The organism is Leucobacter ruminantium, assembly GCF_017565705.1.
Taxonomy (GTDB): Bacteria; Actinomycetota; Actinomycetes; order Actinomycetales; family Microbacteriaceae; genus Leucobacter; species Leucobacter ruminantium.
This window is the reverse complement of the sequence record NZ_JAGDYL010000003.1, coordinates 21,882-38,817: the sequence shown is the minus strand read 5'-3', so window position 1 is coordinate 38,817 and position 16,936 is coordinate 21,882. Positions and strand designations below refer to the sequence as shown.

Annotated in this window: 14 protein-coding genes and 1 pseudogene; 3 read left to right on the top strand and 12 right to left on the bottom strand. The window is 70.3% G+C overall.

Annotated elements, in window-relative coordinates:
• Window positions 1-36 precede the first annotated feature (36 nt).
• Genes tsaD through glmS form a run of 6 tightly spaced genes read right to left on the bottom strand, consistent with a single transcriptional unit; the run spans window position 37 to window position 5,061 of the window.
• On the bottom strand, window positions 37-1,119 hold the full coding sequence (gene tsaD, locus J4H91_RS02350) for a tRNA (adenosine(37)-N6)-threonylcarbamoyltransferase complex transferase subunit TsaD (protein ID WP_208044652.1): 1,083 nt from the start codon (window positions 1,117-1,119) through the stop codon (window positions 37-39).
• Entirely contained in the window at window positions 1,116-1,583 is a 468-nt protein-coding gene (gene rimI / locus J4H91_RS02345; protein ID WP_208044651.1) for a ribosomal protein S18-alanine N-acetyltransferase, read from the bottom strand. Before rimI ends, tsaD begins: the two co-directional genes overlap by 4 nt.
• Window positions 1,580-2,218: a tRNA (adenosine(37)-N6)-threonylcarbamoyltransferase complex dimerization subunit type 1 TsaB gene (gene tsaB / locus J4H91_RS02340; protein WP_341783392.1), complete on the bottom strand. Its 639-nt coding sequence runs from the start codon at window positions 2,216-2,218 to the stop codon at window positions 1,580-1,582. The genes rimI and tsaB overlap by 4 nt, the downstream gene beginning before the upstream one ends.
• Window positions 2,215-2,829: a tRNA (adenosine(37)-N6)-threonylcarbamoyltransferase complex ATPase subunit type 1 TsaE gene (gene tsaE / locus J4H91_RS02335; protein WP_424960819.1), complete on the bottom strand. Its 615-nt coding sequence runs from the start codon at window positions 2,827-2,829 to the stop codon at window positions 2,215-2,217. Before tsaE ends, tsaB begins: the two co-directional genes overlap by 4 nt.
• On the bottom strand, window positions 2,826-3,206 hold the full coding sequence (locus tag J4H91_RS02330) for a holo-ACP synthase (RefSeq protein WP_208044650.1): 381 nt from the start codon (window positions 3,204-3,206) through the stop codon (window positions 2,826-2,828). Before J4H91_RS02330 ends, tsaE begins: the two co-directional genes overlap by 4 nt.
• A 10-nt stretch (window positions 3,207-3,216) precedes the next feature.
• A complete protein-coding gene (gene glmS, locus J4H91_RS02325) occupies window positions 3,217-5,061 on the bottom strand; it encodes a glutamine--fructose-6-phosphate transaminase (isomerizing) (RefSeq protein WP_208044649.1) in 1,845 nt (614 codons plus the stop codon).
• A 32-nt stretch (window positions 5,062-5,093) separates the two neighbouring features.
• Here glmS and coaA point away from each other — a divergent pair, with 32 nt between their 5' ends.
• Window positions 5,094-6,083, top strand: a complete 990-nt coding sequence (coaA, locus tag J4H91_RS02320) for a type I pantothenate kinase (RefSeq protein WP_208044648.1) — start codon at window positions 5,094-5,096, stop codon at window positions 6,081-6,083.
• Window positions 6,084-6,158: 75 nt separating this feature from the next.
• Here coaA and glmM read toward each other — a convergent pair whose 3' ends face one another.
• The 3 genes and pseudogenes from glmM to rplM form a co-directional block, all read right to left on the bottom strand.
• Entirely contained in the window at window positions 6,159-7,508 is a 1,350-nt protein-coding gene (glmM, locus tag J4H91_RS02315) for a phosphoglucosamine mutase (RefSeq protein WP_208044647.1), read from the bottom strand.
• A gap of 14 nt (window positions 7,509-7,522) precedes the next feature.
• Window positions 7,523-8,000 (bottom strand): annotated as a pseudogene (gene rpsI, locus J4H91_RS02310) (30S ribosomal protein S9).
• Window positions 8,001-8,039: 39 nt separating this feature from the next.
• Window positions 8,040-8,486, bottom strand: coding sequence for a 50S ribosomal protein L13 (rplM, locus tag J4H91_RS02305; RefSeq protein WP_208044646.1), 447 nt, complete (start codon window positions 8,484-8,486; stop codon window positions 8,040-8,042).
• A 204-nt stretch (window positions 8,487-8,690) separates the two neighbouring features.
• Between rplM and J4H91_RS02300 the strand changes: the two genes are divergently transcribed.
• Window positions 8,691-9,191 (top strand): hypothetical protein, encoded by a 501-nt coding sequence (locus tag J4H91_RS02300; RefSeq protein WP_208044645.1) that lies wholly within the window; start codon window positions 8,691-8,693, stop codon window positions 9,189-9,191.
• Between the two features lie 100 nt (window positions 9,192-9,291).
• On the opposite strand, the gene mfd is transcribed toward J4H91_RS02300, so the two are convergent.
• From mfd to J4H91_RS02285, 3 genes are all read right to left on the bottom strand, one after another.
• Complete coding sequence (mfd, locus tag J4H91_RS02295) at window positions 9,292-12,942, bottom strand: transcription-repair coupling factor (RefSeq protein ID WP_208044644.1); 3,651 nt, start codon at window positions 12,940-12,942, stop codon at window positions 9,292-9,294.
• The gene (gene pth / locus J4H91_RS02290; RefSeq protein ID WP_208044643.1) at window positions 12,939-13,559 is read right to left on the bottom strand and encodes an aminoacyl-tRNA hydrolase; all 621 of its coding nucleotides are present in this window, start codon (window positions 13,557-13,559) and stop codon (window positions 12,939-12,941) included. Before pth ends, mfd begins: the two co-directional genes overlap by 4 nt.
• 126 nt (window positions 13,560-13,685) lie before the next feature.
• On the bottom strand, window positions 13,686-14,270 hold the full coding sequence (locus J4H91_RS02285; RefSeq protein ID WP_208044642.1) for a 50S ribosomal protein L25/general stress protein Ctc: 585 nt from the start codon (window positions 14,268-14,270) through the stop codon (window positions 13,686-13,688).
• A gap of 295 nt (window positions 14,271-14,565) precedes the next feature.
• Between J4H91_RS02285 and J4H91_RS02280 the strand changes: the two genes are divergently transcribed.
• Window positions 14,566-16,929 carry an ATP-binding cassette domain-containing protein gene (locus tag J4H91_RS02280; protein WP_208044641.1) on the top strand — a complete coding sequence of 788 codons (2,364 nt, stop codon included), beginning with the start codon at window positions 14,566-14,568 and terminating at the stop codon, window positions 16,927-16,929.
• Window positions 16,930-16,936: the final 7 nt, after the last annotated feature.

The following is a 16,936-nucleotide window of genomic DNA, read 5'->3' as shown; positions in this document are numbered from 1 at the left end:
CTCGCTCCGCTCGCGGAGCGGCGAGGGATCCCTCGCTCAGCGCACCTGGATCTCCGTGACCGGAAGCGTCGAATCGGCCCCGAAATCGAGGCCGGATGGTGCACGGCCGGCCGCCACGAGCTGAGCCCCCAGCGAGGCGATCATCGCACCGTTGTCGGTGCAGAGCGACAGCGGCGGCACGCGCAGCTCCACGCCGGCCCGCGAGGCGCGCGAGGCGGCGAGCTCGCGCACCCTGGCATTCGCGACCACGCCGCCGCCGAGCAGCAGGCGAGGGATCCCGAGGTCTGCGCAGGCCGCGAGCGCCTTCGTGACGAGCACGTCGGCGACTGCCTCGCGGAAGCTCGCGGCGACATCGGCGACCGGCACGGGCTCACCGGTGGCCTCGCGCTTCTCGACCCAGCGCGCGACCGACGTCTTCAGCCCGGAGAACGAGAAGTCGTAGCGGTGCTTCGCCATGTCCTTCGGCAGGGACAGCCCGCGCGGGAAGCGGATGGCCAGGGGGTCGCCGTCGGCGGCGACCCGATCGATCTGCGGGCCGCCGGGGTAGGGCAGGCCGAGCAGGCGCGCGACCTTGTCGAAGGCCTCCCCCGCTGCGTCGTCGATCGTCTCGCCGAGCATCTCGACGTCGCTCACGAGGTCCCTCACGACGAGCAGCGAGGTGTGCCCTCCCGAGACCAGCAGCGCCACCGTCGGAAGCTCGAGCTCGCCGACATCGCCGAGCGCCGGGCGCAGCTGCTCTCCGCGCAGCAGGTCGGCGCCGACGTGGCCGACGAGATGGTTCACCGCGTAGAGCGGCAACCCGCGCGAGACCGCGAGCGCCTTCGCAGCGGACACCCCGACCATGAGCGCGCCCGCGAGCCCGGGGCCGCTCGTCACCGCGACGGCGTCGAGATCGTCGAGCGTCACGCCCGCCTCTGCGAGCGCCCGCTCGATCGTGGGGGTCATGGCCTCGAGGTGCGCACGCGCCGCGACCTCGGGCACCACCCCGCCGAAGCGGGCGTGCTCGTCCATCGACGAGGCGATCGTGTTGGCGAGCAGGGTGCGGCCCCGCACGATGCCGACACCGGTCTCGTCGCAGCTCGTCTCGATGCCCAGGACCAGGGGCTCGTCGGCGCTCATCGGCGCTCCTCCATCCGCAGCCGCATCACGACCGCATCCACGTCATCGGGCTGGTAGTAGTGCGGGCGCACGGCGATCTCCTCGAAGCCGAGCGAGGCGTAGAGCCCGCGGGCGGGCGGGTTGTCGGCCCGCACCTCGAGGAAGACCTGCGTCACGCCGCGCCGGTCGGCCTCGTCGAGCAGCTCGTCCATGAGTCGGCGGCCGTGCCCCTCGCCCCGCACCTCGGGCGAGAGCGCGATCGTCTGCACGTCGCCGTCGTCGCCGACCGCGAGCAGGCCAGCGTAGCCGCGCACGGCCCCGGCGCCGTCGACGAGCACGATGTAGTGCCGGTACTCGCCCTCGAGCTCCGAGCGCATCGTCTCGCGGCTCCACGCCTCGGCGCCGAACACCCCGGCCTCGATGGACCAGATCGCGTCGAGATCGTCGGGTGAGGCCTCCCGCAGCGAGAGATCGCCGCCGCTCACGTCGAGACCCGCTTCGGTGCGGTCGGCTGTCGCATATCGGGAGCTCGCAGGTAGAGCGCGCGGTTCGGCTCGAAATCGCGACCCGCCGCGAGGCGGCGCGCGGCGAGCCGCACGAGGCCCGCCGCCGGGATGCGCTCGGGCCACACCTCGTTCGCCGCGGGCGTGTGATCGGCGCGGGCGACCAGGTGCGGCTCGACGCTGCGCACGGGAACGCCAGCCCAGTCGATGCCGGAGTACTCGGTGACGAAGAGCTCGCGCCGCTTCGCGTCCTGCACGACGTGCACCCCTGCAAGAGCGCCTGCGAGCGCTTCGAGCGCTACCGCCTCATGGCCCTGCAGCGGCAGCAGCGGCACCCCGCGCGACTGCGCGAAGACCTGCGCCGCCGCGATGCCGACGCGGAGACCGGTGAAGGGGCCGGGCCCGATACCGGCGACGACGCCCTCGACGCGCTCCGGGCCGACTCCCGCGGTCTCGAAGACCTCGGCGAGCAGCGAGCCGATGCGCTCGGCGTGCCCCCGCGGGTCGTCGCTCGTCGCCTCGAAGATGCGCCCGTCGACGCCGAGCGCGATGCTCGTGCCGATCGCGGTGTCGATGGCGAGCAGCACCCGCTCGCCGAGTTCGGGGGCCTCGTTCACTCGCTCGCTCCGTTCTGCTCCGTGCCGGCCTCGGCGCTGCGCTCCCGCGCCGCGCCGCGATCGGTCCCTGCGCCGCGCTCCGACCCCGACTCCCGCAGCGCCGAGCGCAGAGCAGCCGCTCTCTCCGCGTCGGCCAGCCAGCGCGGCCCGTAACCGGTGACCGTGACCGTACGGGGCTCGACCGGCTCCTCCGAGGCGTCCTCGGTCTCCGGATCGACGCCCTCCGCGTCACCGCCGACGGGTCGCTCGATGACGATCTCGATCCACGAGTCGCCCTCCTCCACGAGTCCGGCGCCCCACTCGGCGACCACGACGGATCCCTCGAAGTCGATATCGAGGTCGTCGAGCTCGGTCGCATCGGAGAGACGGTAGGCGTCGAGGTGCACGAGCGGAGCACCCCCGACGAGGGAGGGGTGCGTGCGAGCGAGCACGAAGGTCGGACTCTGCACGGGGCCCCGCACGCCGAGCCCGGCGCCGATCCCTCGCGTGAGCGTCGTCTTGCCTGCCCCGAGCGGGCCGGTCAGGATCACCAGGTCCCCCGCACCGAGCAGACGCCCGATGCGCTCCCCCAGCGCGTGCATCTCGTCGGGGTCTCGGATCTCGGTGTTCAACGCCCCTCCTCCTGCTCCACTCCGCCGGTCGACTCGACCACCACGAACGCCGTCGCCGTGCCGCCGTCATGCGTGAGCGACAGGTGCGCACGATCGGCCCCGCGCGCCGCGAGCGCGGCATCGAGGCCGGGCGTCGAGACGAAGCCGGGAGCGCGATCGCGATCCCTCGCCACCGCCATATCCTGCCAGCTCAGCCTGCCGGAGCCGCCCAGCGCCTTGATCAGCGCCTCCTTCGCGGCGAATCGGGCCGCGAGAGAGGCGTCGGCGAGACCGCGCTCCGACTCGGTGAAGAGTCTCTCGCGCAGCGCCGGCGTTCGCGCCAGCTGCCGCTCGAAGCGTGCGATGTCGACCGTATCGACGCCGATCCCGACGATCATGCCGGGAACCCTACTCGACCGTGACCGACTTCGCGAGGTTGCGCGGCTGGTCGACGTCGAGCCCCTTGACGGTCGAGAGCTCGAGCGCGAACCACTGCAGCGGGATCACCTGCAGCAGCGGCTCGAACAGCGCATCGGCGAGCGGCAGGCGGATCACGTCGTCGGCGTAGGGCAGCACCGCGGTGTCGCCCTTCTCCACGATCGCGATCACGCGGGCGCCGCGCGCGCGGATCTCCTGGATGTTCGAGACGACCTTCGAGTGCATGAGCGGCGCGGTGCGCGGGCTCGGCACGAGCACGAAGACGGGCTGGCCGTGGTCGATCAGCGCGATCGGGCCGTGCTTCAGCTCGCCCGCGGCGAAGCCCTCGGCGTGGATGTACGCGATCTCCTTGAGCTTGAGCGCGCCCTCGAGCGCGATCGGGAAGCCCACGTGGCGACCCAGGAAGAGCACCGAGCGGGTGTCGGCCATCCAGTGCGCGAGCTGCGCGACCTGTTCGTGGGTGTCGACCGCCTCGCGCAGCTTCGCGGGCAGCTCCTCGAACTGTGCGACGGCCTGAGCCGACTCCTCGGCGCTGATCGTTCCTCGTACGCGGCCGAGGTGCAGGCCGACGAGGTAGAGGGCGGTGATCTGCGCCGTGAACGCCTTGGTCGAGGCCACCGCCACCTCGGGGCCGGCGTGCGTGTAGACCGCGGCATCGGATTCGCGAGGGATCGTCGCGCTCTGCGTGTTGCAGACCGACACGGTCGTGACGCCGCGCTCGATCGCGTACTTCACGGCCATCAGGGTGTCCATGGTCTCGCCCGACTGGCTCACCGAGATCACCATGGTGCGATCGCTCAGCACCGGATCGCGGTAGCGGAACTCGTGGCTGAGCTGCACCTCGACTGGGATGCGCGCCCACTGTTCGATCGCGTAGGCCGCGACCTGACCGGCGTAGGAGGCGGTGCCGCAGGCGATGATGATGATGCGATCGATGCTCCGCAGGCGCTCGTCCCCGAGCTCCGCGAGCTCGGGGATCACGACGCCGCCGCCCGAGATGCGGCCTCGCACCGTGTTCTCGACCGACTCGGGCTGCTCGTTGATCTCCTTCGCCATGAACGAGGACCAGCCGCCCTTGTCCGCGGCGTCCGCGTTCCACTCCACCTCGAACTCGGCGAACTCGACCGGAGCGCCGTCGAAGTCGACGATGCGCACCTCGTCGGGGGTGATGATCGCGATGTTGTCCTCGTCGACCGCCACGGCGCGGCGCGTCGAGCTGACGAAGGCCGCCACGTCGGAGCCGAGGAAGTTCTCGCCCTCGCCGAGGCCCACCACGAGGGGCGAGTGGTGACGGGCCGAGACGATCTTGCCCGGCTCGTCGCGGTGCATCGCGAGCAGGGTGAAGGTGCCCTCGAGGCGCCTCACGACGTTGCGGAAGGCGGTCTCGAGATCGCCGGTGGCGGCGACCTCGCGGCCGAGCAGCACGGCGACGACCTCGGTGTCGGTCTCGCTGCTGAGCTCGACGTCGCCGAGTTCCGCGCGCAGGTCGGCGAAGTTCTCGACGATGCCGTTGTGGATGAGTGCGAGCTTCCCGTCGTCGCCGAGATGCGGGTGCGCGTTCGCGTCGGTCGGGCCGCCGTGCGTCGCCCAGCGGGTGTGTCCGATCCCTGTCGAGCCCGCTACGACCGGGTTCACCTCGAGCAGCTCCTCGAGCCGCGCGAGCTTGCCCGAGCGCTTGCGCACCGAGATCTCGCCCTCGGCGTCCGTCACGGCGATTCCCGCCGAGTCGTAGCCTCGGTATTCCAGGCGGCGCAGGCCGCTGATCAGAGCGTCGACCGTATCATTGGGGCCGACATATCCGACGATTCCACACATGATGCACAGTTTAGTGGCACGATGGGTGGACGATGACTGACAACAGCGCTTCCCCGACCGAGGTCGGCACCGATACGCAGGCGCTCGTCCGCCCCGAGTACACCTCTCCGTTCACCGAGATCGACCGCGAGGAGTGGGCCAGGCTCGCGGGTTCGACCCCGATGCCGCTCACCGAACAGGAGATCGCGGCGTTCCGCGGCCTCGGCGAGCCGCTCGACATGGCGGAGGTGTCGGAGGTGTACCGCCCGCTCAGCCGCCTCATCAACCAGTACGCGATCGCCGCGAGGGAGATGCATCAGCGCACCCGGGGCTTCCTGCGACACGGCGACGAGCAGCAGAGCCCGTTCGTGATCGGCGTGGCCGGCTCCGTCGCCGTCGGCAAGTCGACCGTCGCGCGCATCCTGCGCGATCTGCTGGCGCGCTGGCCCGAGACCCCCAGCGTCGAGTTGATCACGACGGACGGTTTCCTCTACCCCAACGCCGAACTGCAGCGGCGCGGCATCGCCTCGCGCAAGGGGTTCCCCGAGTCCTACGACCGACGCGCGCTGCTGCGCTTCGTGTCGCAGGTGAAGGCCGGCGTGCCCGAGGTGAAGGCGCCCCACTACAGCCACCTCGTCTACGACATCGTGCCGGGCGAGTTCACCGTCGTGCGCCGCCCCGACATCCTCATCGTCGAGGGGCTCAACGTGCTGCAGCCGCCCTCCATGCAGCACCCGCTCGCGGTCAGCGACCTCTTCGACTTCTCCGTCTACGTCGACGCGCGGACCTCCGACATCCACCGCTGGTACCGGGACCGCTTCCTCAAGCTGCGGCAGAGCGCGTTCTCGAACCCCGACTCCTACTTCCGGCGCTACGCGGGCCTCGACGACGAGGTCGCCGTCGCCGTCGCCGATGAGTTCTGGAACAACATCAACGAGCCCAACCTCATCGAGAACATCCGCCCGACGCGGGCCCGCGCGACGCTCGTGCTGCGCAAGGAGGCCGACCACAGCGTGCAGAAGGTGCTGCTGCGCAAGCTGTAGCTGCGGGCGGAGCGCACGAAAAGGGGCGAGGGATCCTGCGTCAGGATCCCTCGCCCCTCGTGAAAGGCGACCGCGTCACACGGCGAGCCGCTCCTTGACCACCGCCGCGAGATCGTCGGCGAGGCTCTGAGCCTGCTCCTCGTGCTCGGCCTCGACCATCACGCGCACCACGGGCTCGGTGCCCGATGGGCGCAGCAGCACGCGGCCCTTGCCGCCGAGTGCGAGCTCGGCCTGGTGCACGGCCTGCTGCAGCACGTCGTCGCCCGCGACTCCGGTGCGGTCGACGCCGCGCACGTTCACGAGCACCTGCGGGTAGACGGTCATGCACTCCGCGAGCTCGGCGAGCGACTTGCCGCTGCGCACGATCTCCGCCGCGAGGTGCAGACCGGTGAGAATGCCGTCGCCGGTCGTCGCGTAGTCGCTCATGATGACGTGGCCCGACTGCTCACCGCCGAGCGAGTAGCCGTGCTCGTTGATCGCCTCGAGCACGTAGCGGTCTCCGACCCCGGTCTCGACGACGTCGATGCCGTTGTCGGCCATCGCGAGCTTGAGCCCCAGGTTCGACATCACGGTCGCGACGAGCGTATTGCGCTCGAGCTTGCCGCGCGAGGCCATCGAGAGGGCGAGGATCGCCATGATCTTGTCGCCGTCGACCACGTTGCCGTCGGCGTCGACCGCGAGGCAGCGATCGGCGTCTCCGTCGTGCGCGATGCCGAGGTGGGCCCCGGTCTCGCGGACCTTTGCGATGAGCGGTTCGAGGTGGGTCGAGCCGACGCCGTCGTTGATGTTGAAGCCGTCGGGATCGTTGCCGATCACCGTCACCTTGGCTCCCGCATCGGTGAACACGTCGGGCGAGATGCCTGCCGCGGCGCCGTGGGCGCAGTCGAGCACCACGTCGATACCGTCGAGCCTCAGTCCCTCGAGCGTGCCGAGCAGGTGCACGAGGTAGCGGTCCTCCGCGTCGGCGAAGCGGCGGATGCGCCCGACCTCGCGGCCCGTCACGGCGATCGGCGGTCGGCTCATGGCCTCCTGGATCTCGTCCTCGATGTCGTCGGCGAGCTTGCGGCCGCCCTCAGCGAAGAACTTGATGCCGTTGTCGGGGGCCGGGTTGTGCGATGCCGAGACCATGACGCCGAAGTCGGCGCCGGTGTCCGCGACGAGGTAGGCGGCGGCGGGGGTTGGGATCACGCCGGCGTCGAGCACGTCCACGCCTGCTGAGGCGAGGCCGGCCGCGACCGCAGCGGCGATGAATTCACCGGAGACGCGCGGATCGCGCGCGACGACGGCGATAGCGCGACGGCTCTCGCCCCTGGCCGACCGGCCGAGGACGAGAGCCGCTGCATGGGCGAGGTCCAGGGCCAGGTCGGCGGTCACATCGACCCCGGCCAGACCCCGAACCCCATCGGTGCCGAATAGGCGTCCCATCGGGTACTCCCGCGTTAGCGCTTCGAGTACTGGGGAGCCTTGCGGGCCTTCTTGAGACCGGCCTTCTTGCGCTCGATGACGCGAGCGTCGCGGCTGAGGAAGCCGGCCTTCTTGAGCGTCGGACGGTTGTGCTCGGCGTCGATCTCGTTGAGCGCGCGCGATCGCGAGGCGGAGCGCACCGGCCTGCCCCGAGGGGCCGCCGCCCTTGATGCGGGCGATCACGTCGTACGAGCCGTTCAGCTCGAGGACCGTGAAGGGGTCGGTGATGAGCTGCTGGTGCAGCTTGTTCGGGAAGTACTCGGCGAGCTCGCGACCGTTGACGGTCATCGAGCCGGAGCCCGGGACGAGGCGCACGCGGGCGATGGCCTGCTTGCGGCGTCCGACGGCCGAACCGGGAACGGTCAGCGCGGGGCGGGGGGTGGACGCGGCCGCCTGCGAGGCGGGGGTCTCGGTGGTGTAGCTCTCGGGGGCCACGGTCTGCTCTTCAGTCACTGTGCAGTCTCTCTTCTTACGTCTCGTTGGCGCCGCGGATTACTGCGCGACCTGGCCGAAGTTGTAGGGGGTGGGCTGCTGGGCGGCGTGCGGGTGCTCGGCGCCCGCGTAGACCTTCAGCTTGCGGAACTGGTCGCGGCCGAGCGAGTTCTTCGGGAGCATGCCGCGGATGGCCTTCTCGACGGCGCGCTCCGGGTTGTTCGCGAGGAGCTCGGTGTAGCTCACGGAGCGAAGGCCGCCCGGGTAGCCCGAGTGGCGGTAGGCCAGCTTCTTGGACGCCTTGTTGGCGGTCAGGACGACCTTGTCGGCGTTGACGATGATCACGTAGTCGCCCATATCCATGTGGGGGGCGAACGTGGTCTTGTGCTTGCCGCGGAGCAGGGCTGCGGCGTGCGAGGCGAGTCGGCCGAGCACCACATCGGTGGCGTCGATGACGATCCAGTCGTGCTTCTGCTCAGCTGCCTTCGGCGAGTAAGTGCGAGTCACTGTCGTGCTGCTTTCTGTCGAAATGGAGGTGTTCGTGGATCCCACTCCGTTGTCCGGTCCCGTGAGGGTGCCAGGGCGGTGGAGGGCTCAACAAATCGGATGCTTGCGCACCAAGGATCTACTTTAGCACAGTCGGAGCGGTCGACGGCGAGGGATCGGTCGTCCCCTCAGTCGGCGTACCGCCGACGCCGCTACACTCGCGGCATGACGCAGCAGAGCAGACGCACCGTGCATTCCGCGCTTTCCGCGCTGATCGCGATGGGCCTGACGGTCGCGCTGGCCTCGTGCGCCTCGGCGCAGACCTCGGGCGAGGGATCGACGCCCACGCAACCGCCGTCGGAGACCTCGACGCAGTCGGTGGCCGAGGCCTGCGACATCTCGGGCGGGGCGATCTCGGACCTCACCGATCGAGCGAGGGCGGAGATCTCCGAGGCCGGAGCGGGTGTCGCCTCGGGCGAGATCCCCGATCTCAGCGACCTCGGCGATACCCTGAGCGGTTCGCTCGACGAGGTCAGGGCGGGCGTCGAGAACTCCGAGGTCTCCGCCGCGCTCGCGGAGATCCGCGCATCGCTCGAGGGGTTCGGCGACATCGAGCAGCCCGATTCGCTGTTCGGCGCTCCCGCATATCTCGGCGAGCTCCGCTCTCAGCTCGAGCGGTTGAACGCGGCGAGCGGCGAGCTGCAGGCGCTCTGCGGCAAGGGCTGAGCTTCCGCCGCCGGCACTCCCCCGGGCCCCGGCCACCGGCCTCGAGCGCGGCACGGGTCGGCCGCACCGACGCGAGCGCCGCCCCGGGGACCGCCCGCCGCTAGCCCGCGGCGGGCGGATCCTCCTCGAGCAGGGTCGCGAGCACGCGTCCCGTCCACGCGACGATGTCGCCCTCGTCTCCGACGCTTCTCTGACCGACGCCCGCGAGCGGGCTGCGCGAGGAGGCGGTGCCACCGGGAAGCGGCACCTGCAGCACGCCCGTCGTCTCGGTGTAGCGGGCGCCCGGATACATGCGGTTCATGCGCATGCGCCTGGAGTCGAGCAGCTTCACCGGCTCGATGCGCAGCGCGGGGCCCGCGGCGACGACCTTCGCGAGGCCGAGCTTGGAGGCGCGGCGGCGCAGCGACGAGACCGCGGCGAGGCGCTGCACCTCCGCCGGCGGCGGCCCGTAGCGATCGGCGAGCTCTTCGAGCACGAGTGCGACGTGCTCCTCAGGGGCCTGCGGGTGGGACGCGGCGGAGAACTTCTGGTAGGCCTCGAGCCGCAGGCGCTCGCTCTCGACGTACTCCTCCGGGATGTGCGCGTCGACGGGCAGTTCGAGCACGAGCTCCGATGGACCGCTCGTCTCCTGCCCCTTGAAGGTGTTGACCGCCTCGCCGATCATGCGCAGGTAGAGGTCGAAGCCGACTCCGGCGATGTGGCCGGACTGCTCTCCGCCGAGCAGGTTGCCGGCGCCGCGCAGCTCCAGATCCTTCAGCGCGACCTGCATGCCCGAGCCGAGCTCGTTGTTGGTCGCGAGCGTCTCGAGCCGCTCGTGCGCGTGCTCGGTGAGCGGCTTGTCGGGGTCGTAGAGGAAGTAGGCGTAGGCGCGCTCGCGGCTGCGGCCGACGCGGCCGCGCAGCTGGTGCAGCTGGCTGAGGCCGTACTTGTCGGCGGCATCGATGATGATCGTGTTGGCGTTCGCGATGTCGAGGCCGGTCTCGATGATCGTGGTCGACACGAGCACGTCGAACTTGCGCTCCCAGAAGTCCTGCACCACCTGCTCGAGCTGGTGCTCGGAGAGCTTGCCGTGCGCGACGGCGACGCGGGCCTCGGGCACGAGCTCGGAGATCTGGGCGGCGACCCGGCCGATCGACTGCACCCTGTTGTGCACGAAGAACACCTGGCCCTCGCGCAGCAGCTCGCGTCGGATGGCCGCAGCGATCTGCTTGTCGCTGCGGGGGCCGACGAAGGTGAGGATCGGGTGGCGATCCTCGGGCGGGGTCGCGAGGGTCGACATCTCGCGGATGCCCGTCACGGCCATCTCCAGGGTGCGAGGGATCGGCGTCGCGCTCATCGCGAGGATGTCGACGCCCGTCTTGAGCTTCTTCAGCGCGTCCTTGTGCTCGACGCCGAAGCGCTGCTCCTCATCGATGATCAGGAGGCCCAGATCCTTGTAGCGGACGCCGTCGGCGAGCAGGCGATGCGTGCCGATGACCACGTCGACCGTACCCGCGGCGAGCCCGTCGATCGTGTCCTTCGCCTCTTTGTCGGTCTGGAAGCGGCTGAGCGGGCGGAGAGTGACGGGGAAACCGGCGAAGCGGTTCTGGAACGTCTCGAGATGCTGGTTCACGAGCAGCGTCGTCGGCACGAGCATCGCGACCTGCTTGCCGTCCTGCACCGCCTTGAACGCTGCGCGCACGGCGACCTCCGTCTTGCCGAAGCCGACATCGCCTGCGAGCAGCCGGTCCATCGGGATCGGGCGCTCCATGTCGCGCTTCACCTCGTCGATGGTGGTGAGCTGGTCGACGGTCTCCGCATACGGGAACGCCTCTTCGAGCTCGTGCTGCCACGGGGTGTCGGGAGAGAAGGCGTGCCCCTTCGAGGCGACGCGGGCGGAGTAGAGCTTGACGAGCTCGACCGCGATGTCGCGAACGGCCTTGCGCGCCTTCTTCTTGGCATTGGCCCAGTCGCTGCCGCCCATCTTCGAGAGCGCCGGCGCCTCGCCGCCGACGTAGCGCGACAGCTGATCGAGCTGGTCGGTCGGCACGTAGAGCTTGTCCTTCGGCATGCCGCGCTTCGAGGAAGCGTACTCGAGCACGAGGTACTCGCGCAGTGCCTTGGTCGCATCGCGGCCGATGCCGGTGGGAACCATGCGCTGAGTCAGCTCGACGAAGCGGCCGATGCCGTGGGTCTCGTGCACCACGTAGTCGCCCGCCACGAGCTTCAGCGGGTCGACGACGTTCTTGCCGCGACGAGCCAGCTTCTGCCCGCCTGCGGCCTGCGCGCTCACCGCGCGCCCGAAGAACTCGGCCTCGGTCGCCAGCAGCAGCTTCGCCTCGGCGCTCTCGAAGCCCGACCACGCGGTGCCCGCGACGAGGTAGACGACCCCGTCCTCGAGTCCGTCCCCCGCGCCGGGCTCCTCGTCGGGGAGCCGGTCGACGATGCGCGCAGCGGCACCCGCCTCCGCAAGCACATCGCGGGCGCGCTCGACGAGCCCGGTGCCCTGGGCGGTGACGACCGCGCGCCATCCCTCGCGAAGCCGCTCGGCGATCAGTCGGATCGCCGAGCCCGTCGGATCCGCCCCTGCGGCCGGCTTCGGGAAGGCGCCGCCGCGCACCGCCACGACCCCCGGGTCTCCGAACCGCGGCTCGCCGCCGTCGCCGGGCAGCTCGTCGTCGTGGGTGAAGCCGGAGACCGTCCACCACGGACGGCCCCGCGACGCTGCCCGCAGCTCCCCCATCGACAGCATGCCGCTGTCGTCGACCGGCACGGGCGCATCGGCGCCCGCCGTCGCGGCCTGCCAGGCGGCTTCGAGGAACTCGCGGTTCGTCTCGGCGAGGCTCACGGCCCGGCCGGCCACGCGCTCGGGAGAGGCCACGACGACCGCGCCGCCCTCCGGGAGCAGCGCCGTGAGGGGCGAGAGGCCGGGCACGAGCTGCGGCAGCAGGCTCTCCATGCCCTCGACGGGGATCCCGTTGCTCATCTTCTCGAGCAGCGATCCGAGCGCGGGGAAGCGGGGCAGCAGCTCGGCCGCGCGCTTCCGCACCTCATCCGTGAGCAGCAGCTCGCGAGCGGGCCACAGCTCGACCTCGGGCAGCGGGTCGCCCGCGCTGCGCTGGTCGGAGACCGAGAACCGGCGCACCTGATCGACCTCGTCGCCGAAGAAGTCGACGCGCACCGCGTGCGGCGCCTCGGGAGGAAAGACGTCGAGGATGCCACCGCGCACCGCGAACTCGCCGCGCCTCGTGACCATGTCGACGCGCGTGTAGGCGCGCGCGACCAGTTCGCGCGCGATCGACTCGAGCCCCTCGGACTCGGCGCCGGCGCGCAGCACGAGCGGCTCGGCCTCCGCGGCGTGGGGAGACACGGGCTGCAGCGCCGCCCGCACCGACGCGACGAAGACCAGTGGGCGGTCGCCCGTGTGCTCCCGCAGCATGCGCAGCGCGACCGCGCGCCGCCCCACCGTCTCGGCGCTCGGGCTCAACCGCTCGTGCGGCAGCGTCTCCCACGCCGGGAACTCGACCGTCTGCGCCTCGGGCATGAGCGAAGCCAGTGCCGAGCGCAGCGCGTCGGCCTCGCGGCTCGTCGCCGCGATGACGAGCAGGGCTCCGCGGTCGCCGTTCTCGCGCCGGCGCCTGATCAGACCGGCGATGAGGGCGGGCCTCAGCCCCTCGGCGACGGAGTAGTCGGTGTCGAGCGACGACGCGTCGAGCGCGCGCGCGAACGACTCGGAGCGCTCGAGCAGTCGGTCGATTCCTTGCAGGCTCATTTCGCCCGCCCGTGGAAGCGCTGCTGGGCCGCGAGCAGCCCGTCCTCGACGAGCGCCTCGGCCGCGTCGGCGGCGTCTTCGAGCAGCACGGCGAGGGATTCGCGCTCTCCGCTCGCGAAGGGCCGCAGCACGAAGTCGGCCGGATCCTGTCGGCCAGGCGGCCTGCCGATGCCGATCCTGACGCGCAGGAAGTCGGGCGTGGAGAGCGCCTTCGCGATGTCGCGCAGCCCGTTGTGGCCGCCGTGTCCGCCGCCCTGCTTGAGCTTGAGGGCGTCGAAGGGCAGATCGAGCTCGTCGTGGAGCACGATGACGCGGTCGGCGGGGATCCCGAAGTATTTCGCGAGCGCAGACACCGGACCGCCCGAGGTGTTCATGTAGCCGTTCGACTTCGCGAGCACGAGCTTCGGGCCGCCGGGACGCAGCCTGCCCTCGGCGACGCGCGAGCCCGTCTTATGGGGCGAGAACCGGGAGCCGAGCCGATCTGCGAGCACGTCGACCGCCATCTGCCCGACGTTGTGCCGCGTCGCCTCGTACTTCGCACCGGGATTGCCCAGGCCGACGATCAGCCAGCTGTCTTCAGACACTCGTCCCTCTTCTCTCCGCTTGCGCCAGAACATCCACCGCTCCCATGCTCGCATCGACCTCAGACATCGCACCGGTCCCGCCGCCCCGCGCCCGGAAGACGAAGAACCCGTCGGACCGCGGCGAAGCGCGGGCCCGACGGGTTCGAGGCTGGAACGACCTTACTCGGCCGCCTCCTCCTCCGCGGCGCCCTCATCGTCCGAGGCTGCGCCGCGCGGAGTGACGACGTGCACGACGAGCTGCTCGGCGTCGCCCAGCAGAGTCGAACCGGCGGGCAGCTCGATGGCGCCCGCGAGCACCTGGGCGCCCTCCTCGAGACCCTCGACGCTGACCTCGACCGCCTCGGGGATCGAGGTGGCGGGCACGCTGAGGTGCAGGGTGTTCAGCTCCTGCAGGGCGTTGGTGCCGGAGAAGGACTCGCCGACGACGTGGATGGGCACCTCGACGTCGACGGTCTCGCCCTTCTTCACCACGAGGAGGTCGACGTGCTCGATGATCTGGCGCACCGGATCCTTCTGCACGTCCTTGACCAGCACGAGCTGGGGCTTGCCCGCGACATCGAGCTCGATGAGCGCGTTGGCGTGGCGCACGATGAGGCTCAGCGGGTGGGTCTCGACCGAGACGTGCACGGGGTCGGTGCCGTGGCCGTAGACGACCGCGGGGGTCTGGCCGGCGGCGCGGAGCTTGCGGGCAGCGCCCTTGCCGAAGTTGTCGCGTGCGGTCGCGACGAGCTTGAACTCGCTCATGTCAGTCTCTCCTTTGCGGGCTTCCGCCCAGATGAGGCGGGGTGGCCCGCCTGATGGGTGATGTCTCGCCGTACGGCGCGTCAGAAGGGCCCGCGAAGAGGCTCTACCGCGTCGATCACGGGCACGCGAACGCGCCCCTCGCCGAAGTACAGCTATATATCGTACACGATGAGGGATCCCTCGCCGAACGACCGCTCGCGAGCCGGTGCGAAGCAGCGGCTCATCCCGGTCTCCGCGCCCAGACCGATCAGTTTCGAAGAAGACGGATGCCGCAGGTCGGCAGTAGCCTGTCGTCATGTCTGCAGCACCCGCACCCCATCCCGCCGACTCCCACGACCTCATCCGTGTGCGAGGGGCCCGTGAGCACAACCTGAAGAACGTGAGCGTCGAGCTGCCGAAGCGCAGGCTCACGGTCTTCACCGGGGTCTCGGGCTCGGGCAAGAGCTCGCTCGTGTTCAGCACGATCGCGGCCGAGTCGCAGCGCCTCATCAACGAGACCTACAGCGCCTTCGTGCAGGGTTTCATGCCCTCGCAGTCGCGCCCCGACGTCGACGTGCTCGAGGGGCTGACCACTGCGATCATCGTGGACCAGGAGCGCATGGGGGCGAATCCGAGGTCCACGGTGGGCACCGCCACCGATGTGAACGCCATGCTGCGCATCGTCTTCTCGCGCCTCGGGCAGCCGCGCATCGGCTCGCCCAACGCGTTCTCGTTCAACGTGGCCTCCGTCAGCGGGGCGGGCGCCGTCACCCTCGAGAAGGGCGGCAAGAAGGTCAAGGAGCGGCGCAGCTTCGAGATCCTGGGCGGCATGTGCGCCACCTGCGAGGGCCGCGGCTCGGTGAGCGACTTCGAGCTCGGCGAGCTCTACGACGCCGACAAGTCGCTGCGCGAGGGCGCTCTCAAAGTTCCGGGTTACAGCATGGACGGGTGGTGGGGGCGCCTCTTCTCCGACCTCTTCGACATGGACAAGCCCATTCGCGACTTCACCGAGGGCGAGCTCGACGACCTGCTGCGCAAGGAGCCGACCAAGATCAAGGTCGAGGGCGTGAACCTCACCTACGAGGGCCTGATCCCCCGTATCCAGAAGTCGATGCTCTCGAAGGATCGCGAGGCCATGCAGCCCCACATCCGAGCCTTCGTCGACCGCGCGATCGTGTTCCGCGCCTGCCCCGAGTGCGACGGCACGCGCCTCAACGAGACCGCGCGCTCCTCCAAGATCGGCGGGCTCTCGATCGCCGACGTGTGCGCGATGCAGATCACCGACCTGGCCGAATGGGTGCGGGGCATCGAGGATCCGGGTATGGCCCCGCTCATCGAGAAGCTCTGCGACACCCTCGACTCCTTCGTGCAGATCGGCCTCGGGTACCTCAGCCTGGATCGCCCCACGGGCACGCTGTCTGGTGGCGAGTCCCAGCGCACGAAGATGATCCGCCACCTCGGCTCCCCCATCACCGACGCGACGTACGTCTTCGACGAACCCTCGGTCGGCCTGCACCCCCACGACATCCAGCGCATGAATCAGCTGCTGCTCAAGCTGCGCGACAAGGGCAACACCGTGCTCGTGGTCGAGCACAAGCCCGAGATGATCGCGATCGCCGATCACGTGGTCGATCTCGGTCCGCGCGCCGGCACCGACGGAGGCGAGATCTGCTTCGAGGGCACCGTCGACGGCCTGCGCGCGTCCGGCACGCTCACCGGCAAGCACCTCGACGACCGGGCTCGGCTGAAGGACTCGGTGCGCTCGTCGACCGGAACCATCGAGGTCCGCGGAGCGGATCGCCACAACCTGCGGGGCATCGACGTCGACGTGCCGCTCGGGGTGCTCTGCGCGATCACGGGTGTGGCGGGTTCGGGCAAGAGCACCCTCATCCACGGCTACGTCTCGAACCGCGAGGGCGTCGTCGCCGTCGACCAGGGTGCGATCAAGGGATCGCGTCGCTCCAACCCAGCCACCTATACGGGCCTGCTCGACCCGGTGCGCACCGCGTTCGCGAAGGCGAACGGCGTCAAGCCCGCACTGTTCAGCGCGAACTCCGAGGGCGCGTGCCCCGAGTGCAAGGGGGCGGGAATCATCTACACCGACCTCGGCATGATGGCGACGATGGAGAGCGTCTGCCAGGTCTGCGACGGCAAGCGCTACGACGCCGAGGTGCTGCAGTACACGCTCGGCGGCAAGAGCATTGCCGAGGTGCTCGATCTGTCGATCGCGGAGGCGCACGAGTTCTTCTCGGCCCCCGAGTCGAAGATCCCGAAGGCTGCGAAGATCCTCGATCGCCTCGTCGATGTCGGCATCGGCTACATCAAGCTGGGACAGCCGCTCTCCACGCTCTCCGGCGGCGAGCGCCAGCGGCTCAAGCTCGCGATCCACATGATCGAAGATGCCGACGTCTACGTGCTCGACGAGCCCACCACGGGCCTGCACCTCGCCGACGTCGAGCAACTGCTGGGCCTGCTCGACCGGCTGGTCGACGCGGGCAAGAGCGTGATCGTCATCGAGCACCATCAGGCGGTCATGGCGCACGCCGACTGGATCATCGACCTCGGCCCGGGCGCCGGCCAGCAGGGCGGCACGGTGGTATTCGAGGGATCCCCGCGATCCCTCGTGGAAGACGGCTCGACGCTCACCGGCCGGCATCTCGCGGAGTACGTGGGCGCGTGACGCGAGG

Coding starts and splice junctions, on each gene's coding strand:
- tsaD (WP_208044652.1), bottom strand. CDS start 1,119: ATGAGCGCCGACGAGCCCCTGGTCCTGGGCATCGAGACGAGCTGCGAC.
- coaA (WP_208044648.1), top strand. CDS start 5,094: ATGACTGACAACAGCGCTTCCCCGACCGAGGTCGGCACCGATACGCAG.
- mfd (WP_208044644.1), bottom strand. CDS start 12,942: ATGAGCCTGCAAGGAATCGACCGACTGCTCGAGCGCTCCGAGTCGTTC.
- J4H91_RS02280 (WP_208044641.1), top strand. CDS start 14,566: ATGTCTGCAGCACCCGCACCCCATCCCGCCGACTCCCACGACCTCATC.
- J4H91_RS02285 (WP_208044642.1), bottom strand. CDS start 14,270: ATGAGCGAGTTCAAGCTCGTCGCGACCGCACGCGACAACTTCGGCAAG.
- J4H91_RS02300 (WP_208044645.1), top strand. CDS start 8,691: ATGACGCAGCAGAGCAGACGCACCGTGCATTCCGCGCTTTCCGCGCTG.
- glmS (WP_208044649.1), bottom strand. CDS start 5,061: ATGTGTGGAATCGTCGGATATGTCGGCCCCAATGATACGGTCGACGCT.
- J4H91_RS02330 (WP_208044650.1), bottom strand. CDS start 3,206: ATGATCGTCGGGATCGGCGTCGATACGGTCGACATCGCACGCTTCGAG.
- pth (WP_208044643.1), bottom strand. CDS start 13,559: ATGTTCTGGCGCAAGCGGAGAGAAGAGGGACGAGTGTCTGAAGACAGC.
- glmM (WP_208044647.1), bottom strand. CDS start 7,508: ATGGGACGCCTATTCGGCACCGATGGGGTTCGGGGTCTGGCCGGGGTC.